We start from the raw sequence: 15,011 nt of genomic DNA, 5'->3' as shown, positions 1-15,011 counted from the left end.
GACGTCTAGGCCGTTCCCTTTCGGGAAGGACCGCTCCTATGAACGGGAACGGCGGTCTGCTGGAGGCGCTGCGGGAGCTGCGGGGGCGCCTCGATCCTGACCCGCTCCCCCTGGAGACCGGCGGCGTCGAGGCGGACCGCAGGGCGCTGCGGGAGCTGGCCGGCCAGCTCGACGACTATCTGATCCCGCGCCTGAGCGCGATCGACGCCCCGCTGCTGGCCGTCGTCGGGGGCTCCACCGGAGCGGGCAAGTCGACCCTGGTGAACTCGATCGTCGGCGCCGACGTCACGACGCCCGGGGTCCTGCGCCCCACCACGCTGGCGCCCACCCTGGTCACCAGCCCCGCCGACGAGGCGTGGTTCACCGAGCAGCACGTCCTGCCGGGCCTGCCCCGCGTCACCGGCGGCGGCTCCGGGGAGCCCGGCACGCTGCGGGTGGTCACCGTCGCCGGCCTGCCGCCCGGACTGGCCCTGCTCGACGCGCCGGACATCGACTCGGTCGTCGCCGCCAACCGCGAGCTGGCCGCCCAGCTCCTCGCCGCCGCCGACCTGTGGCTGTTCACCACCACGGCCTCCCGCTACGCCGACGAGGTGCCGTGGGGGTTCCTGCGGTCGGCCCGGGAGCGGAGCACGGCCCTGGCCGTCATCCTGTCGCGGGTCCCGTCCGAGGCGATCGGCGTGGTCGAGCGTGACCTCGGGCGGCTGCTGGAGGCCAACGGCCTGGGCGGGACACGCCTGTTCGAGGTGCCGGAGCTGGTCCTGCCCGAGGACAACGCGCGCCTGCCGCGTCAGGCGGTCCAGCCGATCGCCGACTGGCTGACCGGCATCGCCGCCGACTCCAAGGCCCGCGCGGACGTGGTCCGCCAGACGCTGTCCGGCGCCCTGGACAGCCTCGCCGTACGGGTTCCCGCCCTCGCCGACGCGGTGGACCGCCAGCGCGCCGCGGCCGAGGACCTCCGCTCGATGACGGGCGCCGCCTACGCCGGCGGGCTGGCCGCCTTCGACCAGGGCATGCTGGACGGCTCCCTGCTGCGCGGGGAGGTGCTGGCCCGCTGGCAGGACTTCGTCGGCACCGGCGACCTGATGCGCTCCCTGGAGAGCCGGGTGGGCCGGTTCCGCGACCGCCTGGTGGCGCTGTTCACCGGGCGGCCCGCGACCGACAGCGAGCTGCGCGTCGCCCTGGAGAGCGGGGTGGAGGCGCTGATCAGGGCGGCGGCCGACGACGCCGCCGAACGCGCGCTGGACTCGTGGTCGTCGCACCCGTCGGGGCGCGCCCTGCTGGAGGAGACCGGGGTCGTGGCGGCCGGGCGTCTGGGCCGGGCCTCCGCCGACCTGTCCGCCCGCTCCGAGGCGGCCGTCCGGGGCTGGCAGGAGTACGTCCTCGGCCTGGTCCGCGAGGAGGGCGCCGACCGGCGGACCGCCGCCCGCGTCACCTCCTACGGCCTCAACGGCGCGGGCCTGCTACTGATGCTCGCGGTGTTCGCCTCCACCGGTGGCCTGACCGGGATCGAGGTCGGCATCGCCGGGGGGACCAGTGTGCTGAGCCAGAAACTGCTGGAGGCGGTCTTCGGTGACCAGGCGGTGCGGACCCTCACCGTCAAGGCCCGGTCCGACCTGCGGGCCCGCGTCGCCTCCCTGCTCGGCGCCGAGGCCACCCGGTTCACCGAGCTCCTCGACGCCGTGCGGCCGCCGGAGGACACCGCCGGGGCGTTGCGGGCCGCGGCACGGGCCGTACGGGAGCACCGGCGTGAGATCCCGGCGGCCTCCGAGGGCCGGGGCGCGCTGCCGCCCGGCGGAGCCGCCGGAGGGGTGAACGGCCTGGACGGCGTGCCGCGGGGCGACGCGGACGCCGTTCCGAGAGGCGGCACCGAGGGGCGTGAGGCGTGAAGCTGCTGCGACGCAGGACCACGGTCTCCCTGGACGACCGGCTGGACGCGCTGGCCGAGGCGGCCGACCTCGCCGACGGACGGCTGGCCCCCGTCGCGGTCGCCGGGGCCCGCTCGGTGGTCGCCCGCGCCGGGGTACGGCGCAGCCTGTCGGTCGACCACACCGCGGTCGCGCTGGCCGGCGCCACCGGAAGCGGCAAGTCCTCGCTGTTCAACCTGCTGTCCGGTACGACGCTCGCCACGGTCGGGGTCACCCGGCCGACCACCTCGGCCGCGCAGGCGGCCCTGTGGGAGGGGGCGGGCGCGGGGCCGCTGCTCGACTGGCTGGAGATCCCCCGCCGCCACGAGGTGGACGCCGGGGCCACCGGTGACGCCGTCACCGGCGGCTGGGCGAGCGGGGAGGTCCCCGGGCTGGTCCTGCTCGACCTGCCCGATCACGACTCGATCGAGGCGGCGCACCGGCTGGAGGTGGACCGGCTGGTCGAGCTGGTCGACCTGCTGGTGTGGGTGCTGGACCCGCAGAAGTACGCCGACGCCGCCGTGCACGACCGCTACCTGCGCCCGCTGTCCCGCCACCGCGACGTCACGGTGGTCGTCCTCAACCAGATCGACCGCCTGTCCCCGGCCGCCGTGGAACGCTGCCTGAAGGACCTGCGGCGGCTCCTCGACGACGACGGCCTGACCGGGGTGCCGCTGGTCGCGGTCTCGGCGCGCACCGGGGAGGGCGTGGACGAGCTGCGTTCCCTGCTCGTCTCGCGCGTCGCGAGCCGGCGCTCGTGGGCCGCCCGTCTGGCCGCCGACGTCGGCACGGCCTCGGACGCGCTCGCCCTGGCCTCCAGCGGCGCCGGTCTCCACGACGGGGAGTCCGTCATGGCCGGCGGGGCTCCCTACGGCGGCTCCGCGCCCGGCCCCGGCGCGGCGGCCCGCGAGAGGAGGTCCGGATCCGGCGCGACGGCTGGGAAGGAGACGTCCGGGCCCGGTTCGGCGGCCCGGGACGGGACGCCCGGCCCCGGCGCGACGACGCGTCCCGGAGGGGGCGGCGCGGGCCCGGCCTTCGGGGTGGTGCGCGACGCCGGCGCCTCGGCCGTCGGTCAGGTCGAGGTCGCCCCGCCGCCGGAGGTCCCCCTGGACGACCTCGCGGGGCCGCTGACCGGCGCGTTGTCGCAGGCGGCGGGGGTCCCGACGGTGGTCGCCGCGGTGGCCAAGTCCCACCGGCACCGTTCCGTCGCCGCGACCGGCTGGCCGCCGACCCGCTGGATCCGCCGGCTGCGGCCCGACCCGCTGCGCCGCCTCCGCCTCGGCACTCCCGTCCCGTCCTCGACCCGGGAGGCCGGGGCCACGCCGGGAGAGGGTGGTGGGCCCGTGGGCCGTACGTCCATCCCGGTCACGTCCGCCGTGCAGCGCTCGCGGATGGACACCGCCGTCCGTGAGGCCGCCGGAACCGCCTCGGAGGGACTGCCCGAGCCGTGGGCGGCGGCCGTACGGCAGGCCGCCCGGTCGCGCGCGGACGAGCTGGAGGACGGCCTCGACCGCGCCGTGGCGACCACCTCGCTCGGCGCGTCGGGACGGCCCGCGTGGTGGAAGGCGGCGGGGCTGGCGCAGTGGCTGGTGCTGCTGGTGGCGCTCTCCGGGGCGCTCTGGCTGCTCGGCCTGATCGTCCTCGACTATCTCCGGCTTCCCCGGCCCTACATGCCGACCGCCGGAGAGCTGCCCTGGCCCACCGCGCTGCTGCTCGGCGGGGTGCTCCTCGGGCTGGTGACCGCGCTGCTCTGCCGGGTGGCCGCGTGGCTGGGCGGGCGCCGCCGGGCGCGCCGGGCGTCCCGGGCGCTGCGGGCGAGCGTGGGGCAGGTGGCCCGGGAGTTCGTGCTGGACCCGGTGGGGGAGGAGCTGACCCGCTACCGCCGGTTCGCCGAGGTGATCACGGTGGCCAGGGGCACGTCCCGCTGAACCGGCCGGCCGGGGACTCCGGCGCTCGGCGGATCGGAGGGGCGCCTCCCGCCGGGGCACGGGACCGGCGGCCGTGCGCGGGTCGGCGTGCGGGGCGCTAGGTTGATGCTGCCTCGCCGAACGGCGCCGCCCGGCATGACGGGCGGTGAAGCCGCGGGGCGGAACCCAGGAGGAGGATCGTGAACCGCAAAAGGCTCGATATCGGCGTGCCCCTCGTCTTCGCCGTCGCGATCGTGCTGACCTCGCTCTTCGGCGCGGAGGGGACCACCGTCGGGATGGTGGCGCTGGTGGGCGCCATCGCCATCGGGTTCTACTTCGCCGCGCTGCGCAAGAACATCGAGCCCTAGCCGGCGTCGGCGGGTGGCTTCGGGGTGAGCGCCTCCCGGTCGGAGGGGGACGGATCAGCGGAAGAGACCGGGGTCCGGACGGACCTCGGAGCCGTCTCCCAGGAGGCGCTCAAGGGGGCTTCCTCACCGCGATGCCGACCGGCGGTGCCGGGGCGGCGCCCGGTGAGGGGCCTCGTCAGGCGACGAGGTTCACGTAGTAGCGGGAGTAACCGTTCATGTCGACCAGGCGGGTGCCGACGAGCCTGGCGGCGGTGCTGCCGATGTTGAGGCAGGAGTCGAAGGCGGTCTGGTAGACGTACATCGGGCCGTAGGGGCCGGTCCAGACGGCTCCGTTGGCGGCTTCGGCGTAGAAGGCGGCGTAGCGGTTGTCGGTGTTGAGGACGAACGCCTCGCCGCCCGGGTCGATGGCCCACCAGCCACGGGTGCCCCACTGACCGTAGTCACGGCAGGTGACGGGGCTGTAGAACATGATCGAGACCCACACCCTGGACACGTAGCGGTTGCGGAAGTGCAGCTCCACGGCCTACTCCTCCGGTTCCGTGAATCGCAGGGTCAGCGGCCGGTCGTCCAGCGCCTGCTCGGCCAGGGGCGGGAGGTGCTCGTCGGCGGCCGCCGTGATGACGGCGCGGTCGGCCGTCCCGGGACGCTCGTTGCGCTCCCCGGCGTTGGCCTCCGCCGCGCTCGCGAACGCCACCCGTGGGTCGGGAGGGCGTTCGCTGCCGTTTTCGGGCATGGTCTCACCTACATTCCTTGAATGCACAGGGTGATTTGATGACAACGTACAGTCATGTCAAAGGGCTGTAAAGGCTTCTCTTCCCCTGGTCAAGGCGTAAATGATCGAAAGAGCGCGTCGTGGGTGGAAAAACCTGGAAAAGGCAGGAAATGACGAACAGCCGGGACGTCCCGCCCGTTCGACACCGCCGGCGCCGGAGGGTGGCGGTCACCCCTCGGCGACGACGCGGACGCTCTCGACCTTCGGATCCGCCGCGTCCGGCACGACCATCCCGGCGTCCACCCCGGTGCGCAGGTAGTCCAGCATCGCCTCGGTGAGCCGCTCACCGGGTACCGCCGCGGGGATGCCCGGCGGGTACGGCGTGAGCATCTCCGCCGATACCCGGCCCGCGGCCTCCCGCCACGGCGCCTGCTCGACGCGGCCGAAGAACGCGTCCCGCGGCAGCATGACCTGCTCCAGCCGCAGCTCCCGCGGGTCGGGGACGACCATCGACGGGCCCGGGGGCAGCTCGCCGGCGTGCTCGGCCAGGTCCCTCAGCCCGGTGAGCAGCCTGGCGGCGGACTGCTCGTCGTCGGCGTGGGTGAGCTGGACGCTGATCCGGCGGTGGTCGGAAAGGTGCAGGTTGAGCCGGTGGTGCTCGCGGAGCCAGTCGGACGCGTGATAGCCGTTCGGGCCCAGCCCGGAGATGTCGATGATGATCTGGAGCGGGTCCATGTCGGACGCCCGGCCGGGCCCGCAGAAGTCGTCCCGGGTGTGGACGTGCATGCCCTTGATCCCGGCGATCCGCTCGCGCAGGCTCCCGGCCAGCGCCAGCGCGCGGTCGTACAGCTCGCGGCCCTGCTCGGCCATCTGCCGCCGCCAGCCGTCCAGGGCGGCGTAGACCAGCACCGACGGGCTGGTGGTGCTCAGCAGGTCGGCGCGCGACTTGAGCGCCTCCGGGTCGACGAGGTCGCCCTGGAGGTGGAAGACGGAGCTCTGTTCCAGCCCTGACCCCATCTTGTGGACGGAGGTGACGCAGACGTCGGCGCCCGCGTCCATCGCCCAGATCGGCAGGTCGGGGTGGAAGGGCAGGTGCGCGCCCCACGCCTCGTCCACCAGCAGGGGCCTGCCCCGCTCGTGGCACATCCGGGCGAGCCCGGCCAGGTCGCCGCAGGTGCCGTACGGCGTCGGGCTGGTCACCAGCGCGCCCTTGGCGTCGGGATGCTCGTCGAAGGCCGCGGTGAACGCCTCGACCGACGGCGGGTGGGCCAGGTGCAGGTCCGGGTCGAAGTTCGGGTCCACCCAGACCGGCCGGACGCCGGACAGGATCAGCCCGGCCACCATGGACTTGTGCGCGTCCCTGCCGAGGATCAGCTTCTCGTGCGGGCCGGCCACCGCCAGCATGGCGGCCTTGACCGACAGGGAGCTGCCGCAGGTGGAGAAGAAGGTGTGGTCCGCGCCGACGGCGTCGGCCAGGAGCTCCTGGGCCCGCTGCAGGATCCCCTTGGAGGAGGTGCGGTCGTCCAGGCCGTTGACGGAGAGGACGTCGGAGTGGAAGACGGCGTCCCCCAGCACGGCGCGGACCCTCGGATCGGCGCCGCGCCCCTGCTTGTGCCCCGGCGGGGTGAACGGCAGTTGCTTCTCGGCGTGGTAGGCGGCGAGCGCCTCCAGCACCGGTGCTTCTGAATGGTCCATCCCTGCTGGTTGCCCGGGTGGGAGAGGGGAAAACGACCGCCTTCCCCGCGTCGCGGTCCGCGGTCGCGGCGCGGGGCCGTCCTACTGGCTGAGGCCGCCCATGACCTGTTCGAACCGGGCCCGGGCCTGTACGGGGTCGAAGCCGTCCAGGCCTTCACGCATCAGCTCGTGGATCCGCCGTTCGGCGTCGCTCCGCGCCTCGCCGACGGCGGCCAGCACCTCCTCGGCCAGTGTCCGGCTGTCCAGCCGCAGGGCGCGGGGGTCGAACACGACCTCCAGCACCGTCCCGTCCGGTCCGACCGACGCCCTGACGTGGCCGGACGGGCCTTCGCCCGTTCCCACGACCTCGTCGAGCTCGTTCTGTGCCTCTTCGATCCACGCCATCATCCGCTGTGAGCGTCTCAACTCCTCATCGAGATCCTCGTCACGGATGTTGCCCGGATCCACGCGAAAGTCGTCCAACCTTCCACCCCCAGGGAAAGAATCCACGTCGGCCGTCGGCCGCTCAGAACAGTTCGCGAGCCACCTGCTCGACCCGGTCGCGGATGAAGGTCTCGTCCAGCGGTTCCGGCATGGACGCGGCGAGGGCCCGCACCTCATCCAGGATCTCCTGCGAACGCCGCCCCGCCGCCTGCTGGGCCTGCTGGAGCGCCGCCGTCACCTCCCGGCCGAGAGCGACGTGACCGAGCCGCAGTGCGCGTGGGTCGAGGTGGAGCGTCAGGATGCCGCCCCGCCCGTCGGCGGCGGCCCTCACCAGCCCGTCGGCGGCCTCGCCCTCCTCGGCGAGACCGCTGATCCTCTCCTCGCTCTCCTCCAACGTCCTCATCGCCTGGAGGGCGTGGCGCAGCGCCTCGTCCAGGTAGTGAAGATCGTCTCCCGGTGCTGGCGTCGGCGGCATGTCGTACTCCCGGAAGTGACCAGAGGGCGGGCGACGGCCAGTCTAGACGGAACTCAGAAGCCGTTAGGCAGCTATATGTAGCTATATGTAGATATGAAGGCGGCGCTAAGTAGCTATAGGGAACTTTGCGCGAATTTCTGGTGGTTTGCGTTAAGGTCACCGCCATGACTTTCGGGTTTGAGATCGCTCCTGATGCCACAGGGCAGGACGCCTCCCGGATACGAACTCACGGGGAAGAGTACGACGCCGCGGTGCAGCGGCTGCGGGACCGCGGCGTGGGCGGCGGGTCCTGGGGTGACGACGGTCTGCTCGGGCCGCTCACCGGCGTGTACGCCGACTGCTCCGCGGCGGCGGTCGAAGCCTTGACCGGCCTTTCCAACGTGATCACCGGGGTCGGCGACGGCCTGCGGGCCGTGGCGGCCAACAGCGCGACGACGGAGACCGACCGGACGAGGGAGATCGGCACGTTGGGCGACACGTCATGGGCGTGACGCTCCCGCCCGAGGTCGCGGGAATCGTGTCGATCTTCGCACCGTGGCCGAACGTCGATGAGGACGAGATCAGGAAGGACGCGGACGCCTGGCGCACCGTGCTCGCGGGCGCCCAGCCGGCGGGCGAGGCGGCCGACGGGAAGGTACGGCGGACGCAGGACCACTACCGGGGAGACTCGGCGACCGAGCTGGCGGGTCTCTGGCAGGAGAGCGGCGGCGACGGAGGGCATCTGAGCACCGCCGCAGGCGCCGCCCGGTTCGCTCCGGCGGTGCTCGACGGCACCGCGATGGTGGTGACGGCCACGAAGGTGGCGGTGGCCACACAGGCCGTAAGGGCCATCGTCATGATGCGGGCCCAGATGCTGGCGGGCGGAGCGTTCGGCGTCGGCGCGGCGGCCGCGACGATGTACGCCACCCGTCACGCGACGGGCCGGATCCTGCGCGAGACCACCGAAGGCGCCGGCCGGGTGCTGGCCCCGGCGGTCAGCCGCCGGGTCACCCAGCCGCTCCGGCAGGTCATCGAGAAGTTGCGTGGTCCCGGAGGCGGTGGCGGGCCGGTGCTGGCCGGGGCCGGCGGCCCCCGGGTGCCGATGGGACGGTCCCCCTTCCCACGGGCCGCCGGCCGGGCCGACGAGCCGCCGGGCATGATGCTCTTCGGGAGGAAGAAGGGCGGGGGCGGTTCCTCCGGTGGGGGCGGTTCCTCCGGCGGCAAGGACGGCAAGGACGGCAAGAACCCGCTCAACCAGGCGGGCAGGAAGCCCCACGAGTCGGGGGGCAAGAGCAAGTCCACGAAGGACAAGCACGAGAACGCCGCGAGCCACGGGGGCCGCCGGAACATCCCGCCGAATCCCAACAAGCGCAAGAAGAGTTGACGGCGTCGTCGTCGACGGTTGACGTACCCCGGGGAGGAAGTGCCTGATGAGTGCCGACGAGAGGCTCGACCGGGCCAACCGGCTGGCCGCGCTCGGCCTGCACGAGGAGGCGGCGGAACTGTACGAGCAGGCCGTTCGGGAGCGAGTGCCCGGAGCGGCGGTGCGGTACGGCCGGATGCTGTTCCTTGAGGACGACCACCCGGCGGCGGAACGGGTGCTGCGCGTGGCCCTGGCCGACGGGGACACCGACGCCTATGGCTGGCTCTCCGACACCCTGGTCGCCGTCGGACGTCCCGAGGAGGCGGCCCGCCTCATGGAGACGGCCGCCGGCCAGGGGATCCCGGGGAGCGTGCTGCGGGCGGCGACCATCTGGGCCGACGCCGTGGGAGATCGCCCCAGGGCGGAGGAGTGGTACCGGAAGGCGGTCGAGCGGGACGAGCCCGGTGCGGTCAACGACTACGGGGTCTTCCTCTCGGAGGACGATGACCGCCAGGAGGAGGCCGAGCGGTTGCTCCGGAGGGCGGCCGACGAGGGGGACACCCTGGCGTTCGGCAACCTCGGGGGGATGGAGCTGGACCGGGGAGACCCGGAGGCGGCGATCGACTGGCTGCGGCAGGGGCTGGAGGCCGGGAGCGAGCCCGGATCGTCGGCGATGCTGCACCTCGCCGTCGCCGAGGAACAGCTGGGACGCTTCGACGAAGCGCGTACCCATTTCGACCGCGCCGTCCAGGCGGGCGTCCCTGGCGCCCTCGTCAAGAGAGCCCAGTTCCTGGCCGACCACGGCGCCATCGAGGAGCGGGCCGCCGCCGAGGCCGACTTCCGGGCCGCCGTCGACAACGATGAGGAGGGCGCCCTGTACTACTACGCGGTGTTCCTCGATCGCGAGGGCCGTACCGACGAGGCGGCCGACCACTACCTGAGGGCGATCGAGGCCGGCTCCGACGGCGCGTACGAGGATCTCGCCCTCATCGAGCGGGAACGGGGGAACACCGGGCTCGCGGAGGAGTACCTCAGGGAGAGCATCGCCGCCGGCTGGCTGAGCGCCGTGTTCTCCTACGCGGAGCTCCTCCGGGAGTCGGGCCGGGGCTCCGAGATCGCCGCGCTGGTGCCGCGGGCCGAGTCGCTGGGCGCCACCGCCGAACAGCTGCGGACCCTGACGGACGGTCCGGAGCAGGACCAGGGGGAACAGGGCGCGACGGAGCAGGGCGCTACGGAGCAGGACCAGGTGGTGCAGGACCAGGTGGAGCAGGACCGCCGGACCGGCTCAGGCCGCCAGGCCCTCCCCGAGTGAGGCGATGACCTGCGGCCCGTAGCCGCTCGCGGTCAGTGGGGCGCGGATGTCGCGCTCCAGGTTCGGCAGGTAGCCGACCAGCAGGTCGGCCGGCCCGGTGACCCGTACCAGGCCGAGGGCGGCGGGCAGCAGCAGCGTCCGCGCCGGTCCGAGGACCTCGCACCATCCGCCGGCCTCGACCGCCACCGGGGCGCCGACGTTGCTCACCACGAGCGCGGTGTCGAACCGGCACGCCGGTGTCACGCCGGCCGCCACCCGCCAGCGTTCCAGGGCGAAGTACGGCCCGGCGCAGCAGATCACCCGCTCGACGTCCTCGCCCGCGGGGACGCGCAGACCCGGCTGGAAGTCGGGCCGCGGCTCCGGCCGCCACTCCTCCAGCAGCCGTTCGATGCCGGCGTGCCATTCGTCGGTCTCCAGGGCGGAGCCGTCCTCCATGCGCCAGGGCATGGCGTGCTGCTGGATGTCGGAGGTCTGCTCGATCTCGTAGACGAGGGTGCCGGGACCGAAGCCGTGCAGCGTCCCGCCGGGCACGTACACCGTCTCGCCCGGCCGCACCGGGAGCCGCCGCATCACCGCGTCGAAGTCCTGCTCCAGGAGGGCCGCGCGCAGCTCGTCCCGGCCCACGCCCTCCTTGACGCCGACCAGGGCGGTGGCGCCGGGGACGGCGTCCAGGACGTGCCACGCCTCGGTCCTGCCGTGTGGCTGGGCCTGCAGCCGCCGCGCGGTCGCGTCGTCGGCGTGCAGGTGCACCGGCAGCATGCCGGTGGCGTCGACGAACTTCGTGAGCACCGGGAAGTGCGGCCCGCTCCAGCCGCGGCACACCAGCTCGCCCGGTCGGTCCTCGACGAGCTCCCGCAGCGTGCAGCCGGCCAGGGGGCCGTTGCTCACCACCGCGCTGTCACCCTCCAGGTCGCTCACCTCCCACGTCTCTGCGACGGGCCCGTCGGGAAGGCCGGTACGGCCCAGCCGCTCGGCGATGGCCCGGCCACCGAAGACGTGGTCGCGGATCGGGCTGCTGAGACGCAGTGGATACCAGTTCATCGGAAACCTCCGGGAAGCCCCCGCCTCCGGGCGGGGGCCGGAGTCGTCAGGTGGCCTTCCGGAACGGCGTCCGGTCGAGCCCCTCGATCAGGTCGGGGATCGACTCGAAGACGTGGGCGGCGCCGGCCTCGCGCAGCTCCTCGGGTGAGAACCCGCCGGTGCGGACCGCGACGCCGGGCAGGTCCAGCTTGCCCGCGGCGAGGAAGTCCCAGGTGGAGTCGCCGACCGCCACACCGGACGCGCCCTCGGCCTTGGCGAGCGCCACCTTCATCAGGTCGGGCGCGGGCTTGGTCTTCTCGACGTCCTCGGAAGTGGTCCACGCCTTGCAGTGCTCGCGGCCGTCGATGAGGTCGAGGAAGCGCTCCACGTGCTGCGGCTTGCCGGAGGAGGCCAGGACCACGGCGAACCCGCGCCGGCCCAGCTCGGCCAGCAGCTCGGTCGCGCCCTCGAAGGGCCGCACCTCGTCGATCATCTTGTCGAACTCCTCGGTCCACGCCTCCCGCAGCGCGTCGCCGTGCTCCCGCTCGACCTCGTCCCCGGCGAGGGCGGCCACGATCTGGTCGCCTCCCATGCCGATGTGCCGGTGGATGCGCCACACCGGCAACACCACGTCATAGCGGATGAAGGCCCGGTACCACGCGAGCGCGTGCTGGTAGTTGGTGTCGACCAGGGTGCCGTCGACGTCGATGATGGCGGTGTCGGCCATGCGGTCCTCCTTCGGCGGTGCGGACGGGCGCCCGTACCACGGCGGTGCGGGCGGGTGCCCGTACTCCGGCGGTGCGGACGGCCGTCCGGACCTCGCTGGTGCGGACGGGCGCCCGTACCCCGGCGGTGCGGACCGGCCGCCCGGACCTCGGCGGTGCGGGCGGGTGCCCGGACTTCTGCGGTGCGGGCGGATGCCTGGAAGGACCCTGCCCCCGTGCGCGGCGCTCATCCCCGGCGGAGCCGGTCCGCCCCCTCGCGGGCCCCCACCGGGGACGGACGGCTCCTCCCTCGTTCCTCACCGCCTCCCACCTGCCGAAACCCCTTCCGCCCGCCGGCGAGCCCCTTCCGCCTGCCGGTGGATCCTTTCCGCCCGCCGGTGAACCCCTTCCGCGCGGCCCGCGTGCCCCGCGGTACGCCTCGCGGACCGTACGGCGGGACCCGCCCGGCCCCGGACGGCGTCAGCCGACGTCGCGGCGACGGAAGCCGTAGAGGCCGGCGGCCACGAGTGCGGCGGCGATCGCGGTCAGCGCGAGCAGCGGCGTCGCCGTCACCTCCCCGCCGGGGAGCTTGGGCAGGTGGCTGAACGGCGAGAGGTCCAGCGCCGCGGGCGGCAGGTTCAGCAGCGCGCCGACCTGGCCGAGCAGCAGGAACAGCGCGAGGGCCGCCCATGCCAGCGCGGTCAGGCGCGGCAGCAGGCCGGACAGCGCCGCCGCGAGCGCGGCCAGCGCCCACACCGCCGGGAGCTGGGAGAGCGCAGCGCCCGTCACCCTGGGCAGCTGCCCGGCGAGGTCGCCGCTGCTCGCCCCGTAGGCGGCGCCGACCGCGAGCCCCATGACCGCCAGCACCACGGCCGGGCCGAGCAGCGCGAACACCAGGTGGCTCGCCATCCAGCCGATCCTGCTCACCGCGCCGCTCAGTACCGGCTCGGCGCGGCCGAGGGTCTCCTCCCCGCGTGACCGCAGCGCCGCCTGCACGGCGTAGCCCGACACCGCGATGCCGAAGATGCTCACCACGCTCGCGATGAAGACGTCTGAGACGTTCGACCCGCCGCCCAGCCTGGCCATCATCTCCATCAGCTGCGCGTTCCCGGCCATCGCGTCGGCGGCGCCCTTCGCCGCCCCGCCGACCACCGCGCCGAAGAGGGCGAAGCCCACGCTCCAGCCGAGCAGCGCCCCCCGGTGCAGCCGCCAGGCCAGCGCGAGCGGCGACCCGAATCCGGGGGCGGCCTCCGCCGGGCCGAGGCGCGGCGGCAGTACGCCCACCGCGACGTCCCTGCGCCCGGCCAGGGCGTAGGCGACGGCCGACAGCAGCGCGGCCACCACGACCGCCAGGACCGCCGGCCACCAGACCTCGCCGGCGAAGGGACGCATCCGCTGCCCCCAGGCGATCGGCGACAGCCAGGACAGCCACGAGGCGCCGGTCGAGTCGCCCGCCATCCGCAGCAGGTACGCGCCGCCGAGTGCCGAGAGCGCGATCGCCCTGGCCCCGCCCGCGCTCTCGGTGAGCTGTGCGGCGACCGCGCCCACGGCGGCGAACACCGTGCCCACCACGGCGTAGCCCAGGCCGAGGGCCGACGCGCCGGCCAGGCCGTACCCCTGCCCGGCGAAGGAGACCACGAGGATCAGCGCCACCGCCAGGTTCGCCGCCACGGTCACGGCCAGGGCCGCGGTGAGCCCCGCGTTCCTGCCGACCACGGTCGAGCCGATCAGCTCGCGGCGGCCGGTCTCCTCCTCCACCCGGGTGTGCCGGATCACGGTGAGCAGGCTCGCCAGGGCCAGCAACACGGGGGTGAACCCCGCCCGCCACACGCCCATCGCAGCGGCGTTCCAGTGCGTGACCGGGCCGTAGAGCGCCTCCAGCGCCGGGTTGGCTCCGAAGGAGGCGGCGAACCGCCGCAGCCCCTGCTCGGTGGGGTAGAGCTCGGCGATGCCGGTGGTCTGGGTGATCGGCAGCACGGCGAGCACCAGCACCCACAGCGGCATGATCAGCCGGTCCCGGCGCAGCACGAGCCGGGCGAGCGAGCCGGCGCCGGTCATCGCGCGTCTCCGCTCATCGTCCGGGCGTCTCCGTCCGGCTGCCGGGAGTCTCCGCCCGCCTGGGCGTCCCCGTCCGCCCGCCGGGCGCCGCCGTCGGCCGTACGGGCGTCCCCGCTCGCCGTACCGGCGCGCTCGTCCCGGTAGTGGCGCAGGAACAGCTCCTCCAGGGTCGGGGGCCGGCTGGTGAGCGAGCGCACGCCGACGGCCGACAGCCGCCGCAGCGCGTCGTCCAGCCGGTCGTTGTCGACCTCGAAGGCCACCCGGTCGCCGTCGGCCCGCAGGTCGTGGACGCCGGGCGCGTCGCGCAGCCCGTCGGGCGGGGCGGCCAGCTCGGCGGTGATCGACGTGCGGGTCAGGTGGCGCAGCTCGGCCAGTGTGCCGGTCTCGACGGTGCGGCCGTCGCGGATGATGCTCACCCGGTCGCACAGCTTCTCGACCTCGGCGAGGATGTGGCTGGACAGCAGCACCGTACGGCCCCGCTCCCGCGCCTCGGTGACGCAGTCGGTGAAGACCGCCTCCATCAGCGGGTCGAGCCCGGAGGTCGGCTCGTCCAGCAGCAGCAGCTCCGCGTCGGAGGCGAGCGCGGCGACGAGGGCGACCTTCTGCCGGTTGCCCTTGGAGTAGGCCCGTCCCTTCTTGCGCGGGTCGAGGTCGAACCGCTCGATCAGCTCCTTCTTACGGGCCCGGTCGAGACCGCCGCGCAGCCGGCCGAGCAGGTCGATGACCTCGCCGCCGGACAGGTTGGGCCACAGCGTGACGTCGCCGGGTACGTAGGCCAGACGGCGGTGGAGCTCGACGGCGTCCTTCCAGGGGTCGCCGCCCAGCAGGCGGACCGTGCCCGAGTCGGCGCGCAGCAGGCCGAGCAGGACGCGGATCGTGGTCGACTTCCCGGCGCCGTTCGGGCCGAGGAAGCCGTGCACCTCACCGGCCCGGACCTCCAGGTCCAGGCCGTCCAGCGCGCGGGTCCGGCCGAATCGCTTCGTGACGCCGGACACCGAGATGACGTTACTCATACTTTAGAATGTACAGAGCCTTCAGAGAAAAATGAAAGTACCTGCCCGGGTCCTTGACGCTGGAGAATGCCGGAGAGA

Annotated in this window: 15 protein-coding genes; 6 read left to right on the top strand and 9 right to left on the bottom strand. The window is 74.0% G+C overall.

Features of this window, described 5'->3' with window-relative positions; translation table 11 throughout:
* The first annotated feature begins 38 nt into the window (after window positions 1-38).
* From ACFYSC_RS06920 to ACFYSC_RS06910, 3 genes are all read left to right on the top strand, one after another.
* Window positions 39-1,886: an ABC transporter gene (locus ACFYSC_RS06920; RefSeq protein WP_389957785.1), complete on the top strand. Its 1,848-nt coding sequence runs from the start codon at window positions 39-41 to the stop codon at window positions 1,884-1,886.
* Window positions 1,883-3,832 (top strand): GTPase, encoded by a 1,950-nt coding sequence (locus ACFYSC_RS06915; RefSeq protein ID WP_389957782.1) that lies wholly within the window; start codon window positions 1,883-1,885, stop codon window positions 3,830-3,832. The genes ACFYSC_RS06920 and ACFYSC_RS06915 overlap by 4 nt, the downstream gene beginning before the upstream one ends.
* Window positions 3,833-4,011: 179 nt before the next feature.
* Window positions 4,012-4,179 carry a hypothetical protein gene (locus ACFYSC_RS06910; RefSeq protein ID WP_179826102.1) on the top strand — a complete coding sequence of 56 codons (168 nt, stop codon included), beginning with the start codon at window positions 4,012-4,014 and terminating at the stop codon, window positions 4,177-4,179.
* A 175-nt stretch (window positions 4,180-4,354) separates the two neighbouring features.
* On the opposite strand, the gene ACFYSC_RS06905 is transcribed toward ACFYSC_RS06910, so the two are convergent.
* The 5 genes from ACFYSC_RS06905 to ACFYSC_RS06885 form a co-directional block, all read right to left on the bottom strand.
* Entirely contained in the window at window positions 4,355-4,699 is a 345-nt protein-coding gene (locus ACFYSC_RS06905; protein WP_362931378.1) for a DUF1036 domain-containing protein, read from the bottom strand.
* A 3-nt stretch (window positions 4,700-4,702) separates the two neighbouring features.
* Window positions 4,703-4,912 carry a hypothetical protein gene (locus tag ACFYSC_RS06900; protein WP_362931380.1) on the bottom strand — a complete coding sequence of 70 codons (210 nt, stop codon included), beginning with the start codon at window positions 4,910-4,912 and terminating at the stop codon, window positions 4,703-4,705.
* A 207-nt stretch (window positions 4,913-5,119) separates the two neighbouring features.
* Window positions 5,120-6,586 (bottom strand): aminotransferase class I/II-fold pyridoxal phosphate-dependent enzyme, encoded by a 1,467-nt coding sequence (locus ACFYSC_RS06895; RefSeq protein WP_389957777.1) that lies wholly within the window; start codon window positions 6,584-6,586, stop codon window positions 5,120-5,122.
* An 81-nt stretch (window positions 6,587-6,667) separates the two neighbouring features.
* Window positions 6,668-7,048 carry a YbaB/EbfC family nucleoid-associated protein gene (locus ACFYSC_RS06890; protein WP_389957774.1) on the bottom strand — a complete coding sequence of 127 codons (381 nt, stop codon included), beginning with the start codon at window positions 7,046-7,048 and terminating at the stop codon, window positions 6,668-6,670.
* Window positions 7,049-7,091: 43 nt separating this feature from the next.
* On the bottom strand, window positions 7,092-7,484 hold the full coding sequence (locus ACFYSC_RS06885; protein WP_389957772.1) for a YbaB/EbfC family nucleoid-associated protein: 393 nt from the start codon (window positions 7,482-7,484) through the stop codon (window positions 7,092-7,094).
* Window positions 7,485-7,648: 164 nt separating this feature from the next.
* On the opposite strand from ACFYSC_RS06885, the gene ACFYSC_RS06880 reads away from it, so the two are divergent.
* From ACFYSC_RS06880 to ACFYSC_RS06870, 3 genes are read left to right on the top strand one after another with little or no spacing between them, the layout of a single operon-like run.
* On the top strand, window positions 7,649-7,975 hold the full coding sequence (locus ACFYSC_RS06880) for a hypothetical protein (RefSeq protein WP_389957769.1): 327 nt from the start codon (window positions 7,649-7,651) through the stop codon (window positions 7,973-7,975).
* Window positions 7,966-8,847: a hypothetical protein gene (locus ACFYSC_RS06875; RefSeq protein ID WP_389957766.1), complete on the top strand. Its 882-nt coding sequence runs from the start codon at window positions 7,966-7,968 to the stop codon at window positions 8,845-8,847. The genes ACFYSC_RS06880 and ACFYSC_RS06875 overlap by 10 nt, the downstream gene beginning before the upstream one ends.
* Window positions 8,848-8,893: 46 nt before the next feature.
* Window positions 8,894-10,138 (top strand): tetratricopeptide repeat protein, encoded by a 1,245-nt coding sequence (locus ACFYSC_RS06870; RefSeq protein WP_389957763.1) that lies wholly within the window; start codon window positions 8,894-8,896, stop codon window positions 10,136-10,138.
* Here ACFYSC_RS06870 and ACFYSC_RS06865 read toward each other — a convergent pair.
* The 4 genes from ACFYSC_RS06865 to ACFYSC_RS06850 form a co-directional block, all read right to left on the bottom strand.
* On the bottom strand, window positions 10,112-11,179 hold the full coding sequence (locus tag ACFYSC_RS06865; protein WP_389957760.1) for a type I phosphomannose isomerase catalytic subunit: 1,068 nt from the start codon (window positions 11,177-11,179) through the stop codon (window positions 10,112-10,114). The two genes, ACFYSC_RS06870 and ACFYSC_RS06865, sit on opposite strands and share 27 nt — an antisense overlap.
* A gap of 46 nt (window positions 11,180-11,225) precedes the next feature.
* Window positions 11,226-11,885, bottom strand: a complete 660-nt coding sequence (locus ACFYSC_RS06860) for an HAD family hydrolase (RefSeq protein ID WP_389957757.1) — start codon at window positions 11,883-11,885, stop codon at window positions 11,226-11,228.
* 457 nt (window positions 11,886-12,342) lie between these two features.
* Complete coding sequence (locus tag ACFYSC_RS06855; protein WP_389957755.1) at window positions 12,343-13,920, bottom strand: ABC transporter permease; 1,578 nt, start codon at window positions 13,918-13,920, stop codon at window positions 12,343-12,345.
* Entirely contained in the window at window positions 13,917-14,933 is a 1,017-nt protein-coding gene (locus tag ACFYSC_RS06850; protein ID WP_389957752.1) for an ATP-binding cassette domain-containing protein, read from the bottom strand. Before ACFYSC_RS06850 ends, ACFYSC_RS06855 begins: the two co-directional genes overlap by 4 nt.
* Window positions 14,934-15,011 lie beyond the last annotated feature (78 nt).

Origin of the sequence: Streptosporangium sp. NPDC004379 (assembly GCF_042873875.1) — a bacterium.
Lineage (GTDB): Bacteria > Actinomycetota > Actinomycetes > Streptosporangiales > Streptosporangiaceae > Streptosporangium.
Note: the sequence above shows the minus strand (reverse complement) of the source record. Positions and strands in the feature narration are given on the sequence as shown.

Bases quoted from the DNA above. Each gene is read 5' to 3' on its own strand.
- ACFYSC_RS06920 (WP_389957785.1), top strand. From the start codon at position 39: ATGAACGGGAACGGCGGTCTGCTGGAGGCGCTGCGGGAGCTGCGGGGG.
- ACFYSC_RS06900 (WP_362931380.1), bottom strand. From the start codon at position 4,912: ATGCCCGAAAACGGCAGCGAACGCCCTCCCGACCCACGGGTGGCGTTC.
- ACFYSC_RS06895 (WP_389957777.1), bottom strand. From the start codon at position 6,586: ATGGACCATTCAGAAGCACCGGTGCTGGAGGCGCTCGCCGCCTACCAC.
- ACFYSC_RS06885 (WP_389957772.1), bottom strand. From the start codon at position 7,484: ATGCCGCCGACGCCAGCACCGGGAGACGATCTTCACTACCTGGACGAG.
- ACFYSC_RS06880 (WP_389957769.1), top strand. From the start codon at position 7,649: ATGACTTTCGGGTTTGAGATCGCTCCTGATGCCACAGGGCAGGACGCC.
- ACFYSC_RS06875 (WP_389957766.1), top strand. From the start codon at position 7,966: ATGGGCGTGACGCTCCCGCCCGAGGTCGCGGGAATCGTGTCGATCTTC.
- ACFYSC_RS06870 (WP_389957763.1), top strand. From the start codon at position 8,894: ATGAGTGCCGACGAGAGGCTCGACCGGGCCAACCGGCTGGCCGCGCTC.
- ACFYSC_RS06865 (WP_389957760.1), bottom strand. From the start codon at position 11,179: ATGAACTGGTATCCACTGCGTCTCAGCAGCCCGATCCGCGACCACGTC.
- ACFYSC_RS06860 (WP_389957757.1), bottom strand. From the start codon at position 11,885: ATGGCCGACACCGCCATCATCGACGTCGACGGCACCCTGGTCGACACC.
- ACFYSC_RS06855 (WP_389957755.1), bottom strand. From the start codon at position 13,920: ATGACCGGCGCCGGCTCGCTCGCCCGGCTCGTGCTGCGCCGGGACCGG.
- ACFYSC_RS06850 (WP_389957752.1), bottom strand. From the start codon at position 14,933: ATGAGTAACGTCATCTCGGTGTCCGGCGTCACGAAGCGATTCGGCCGG.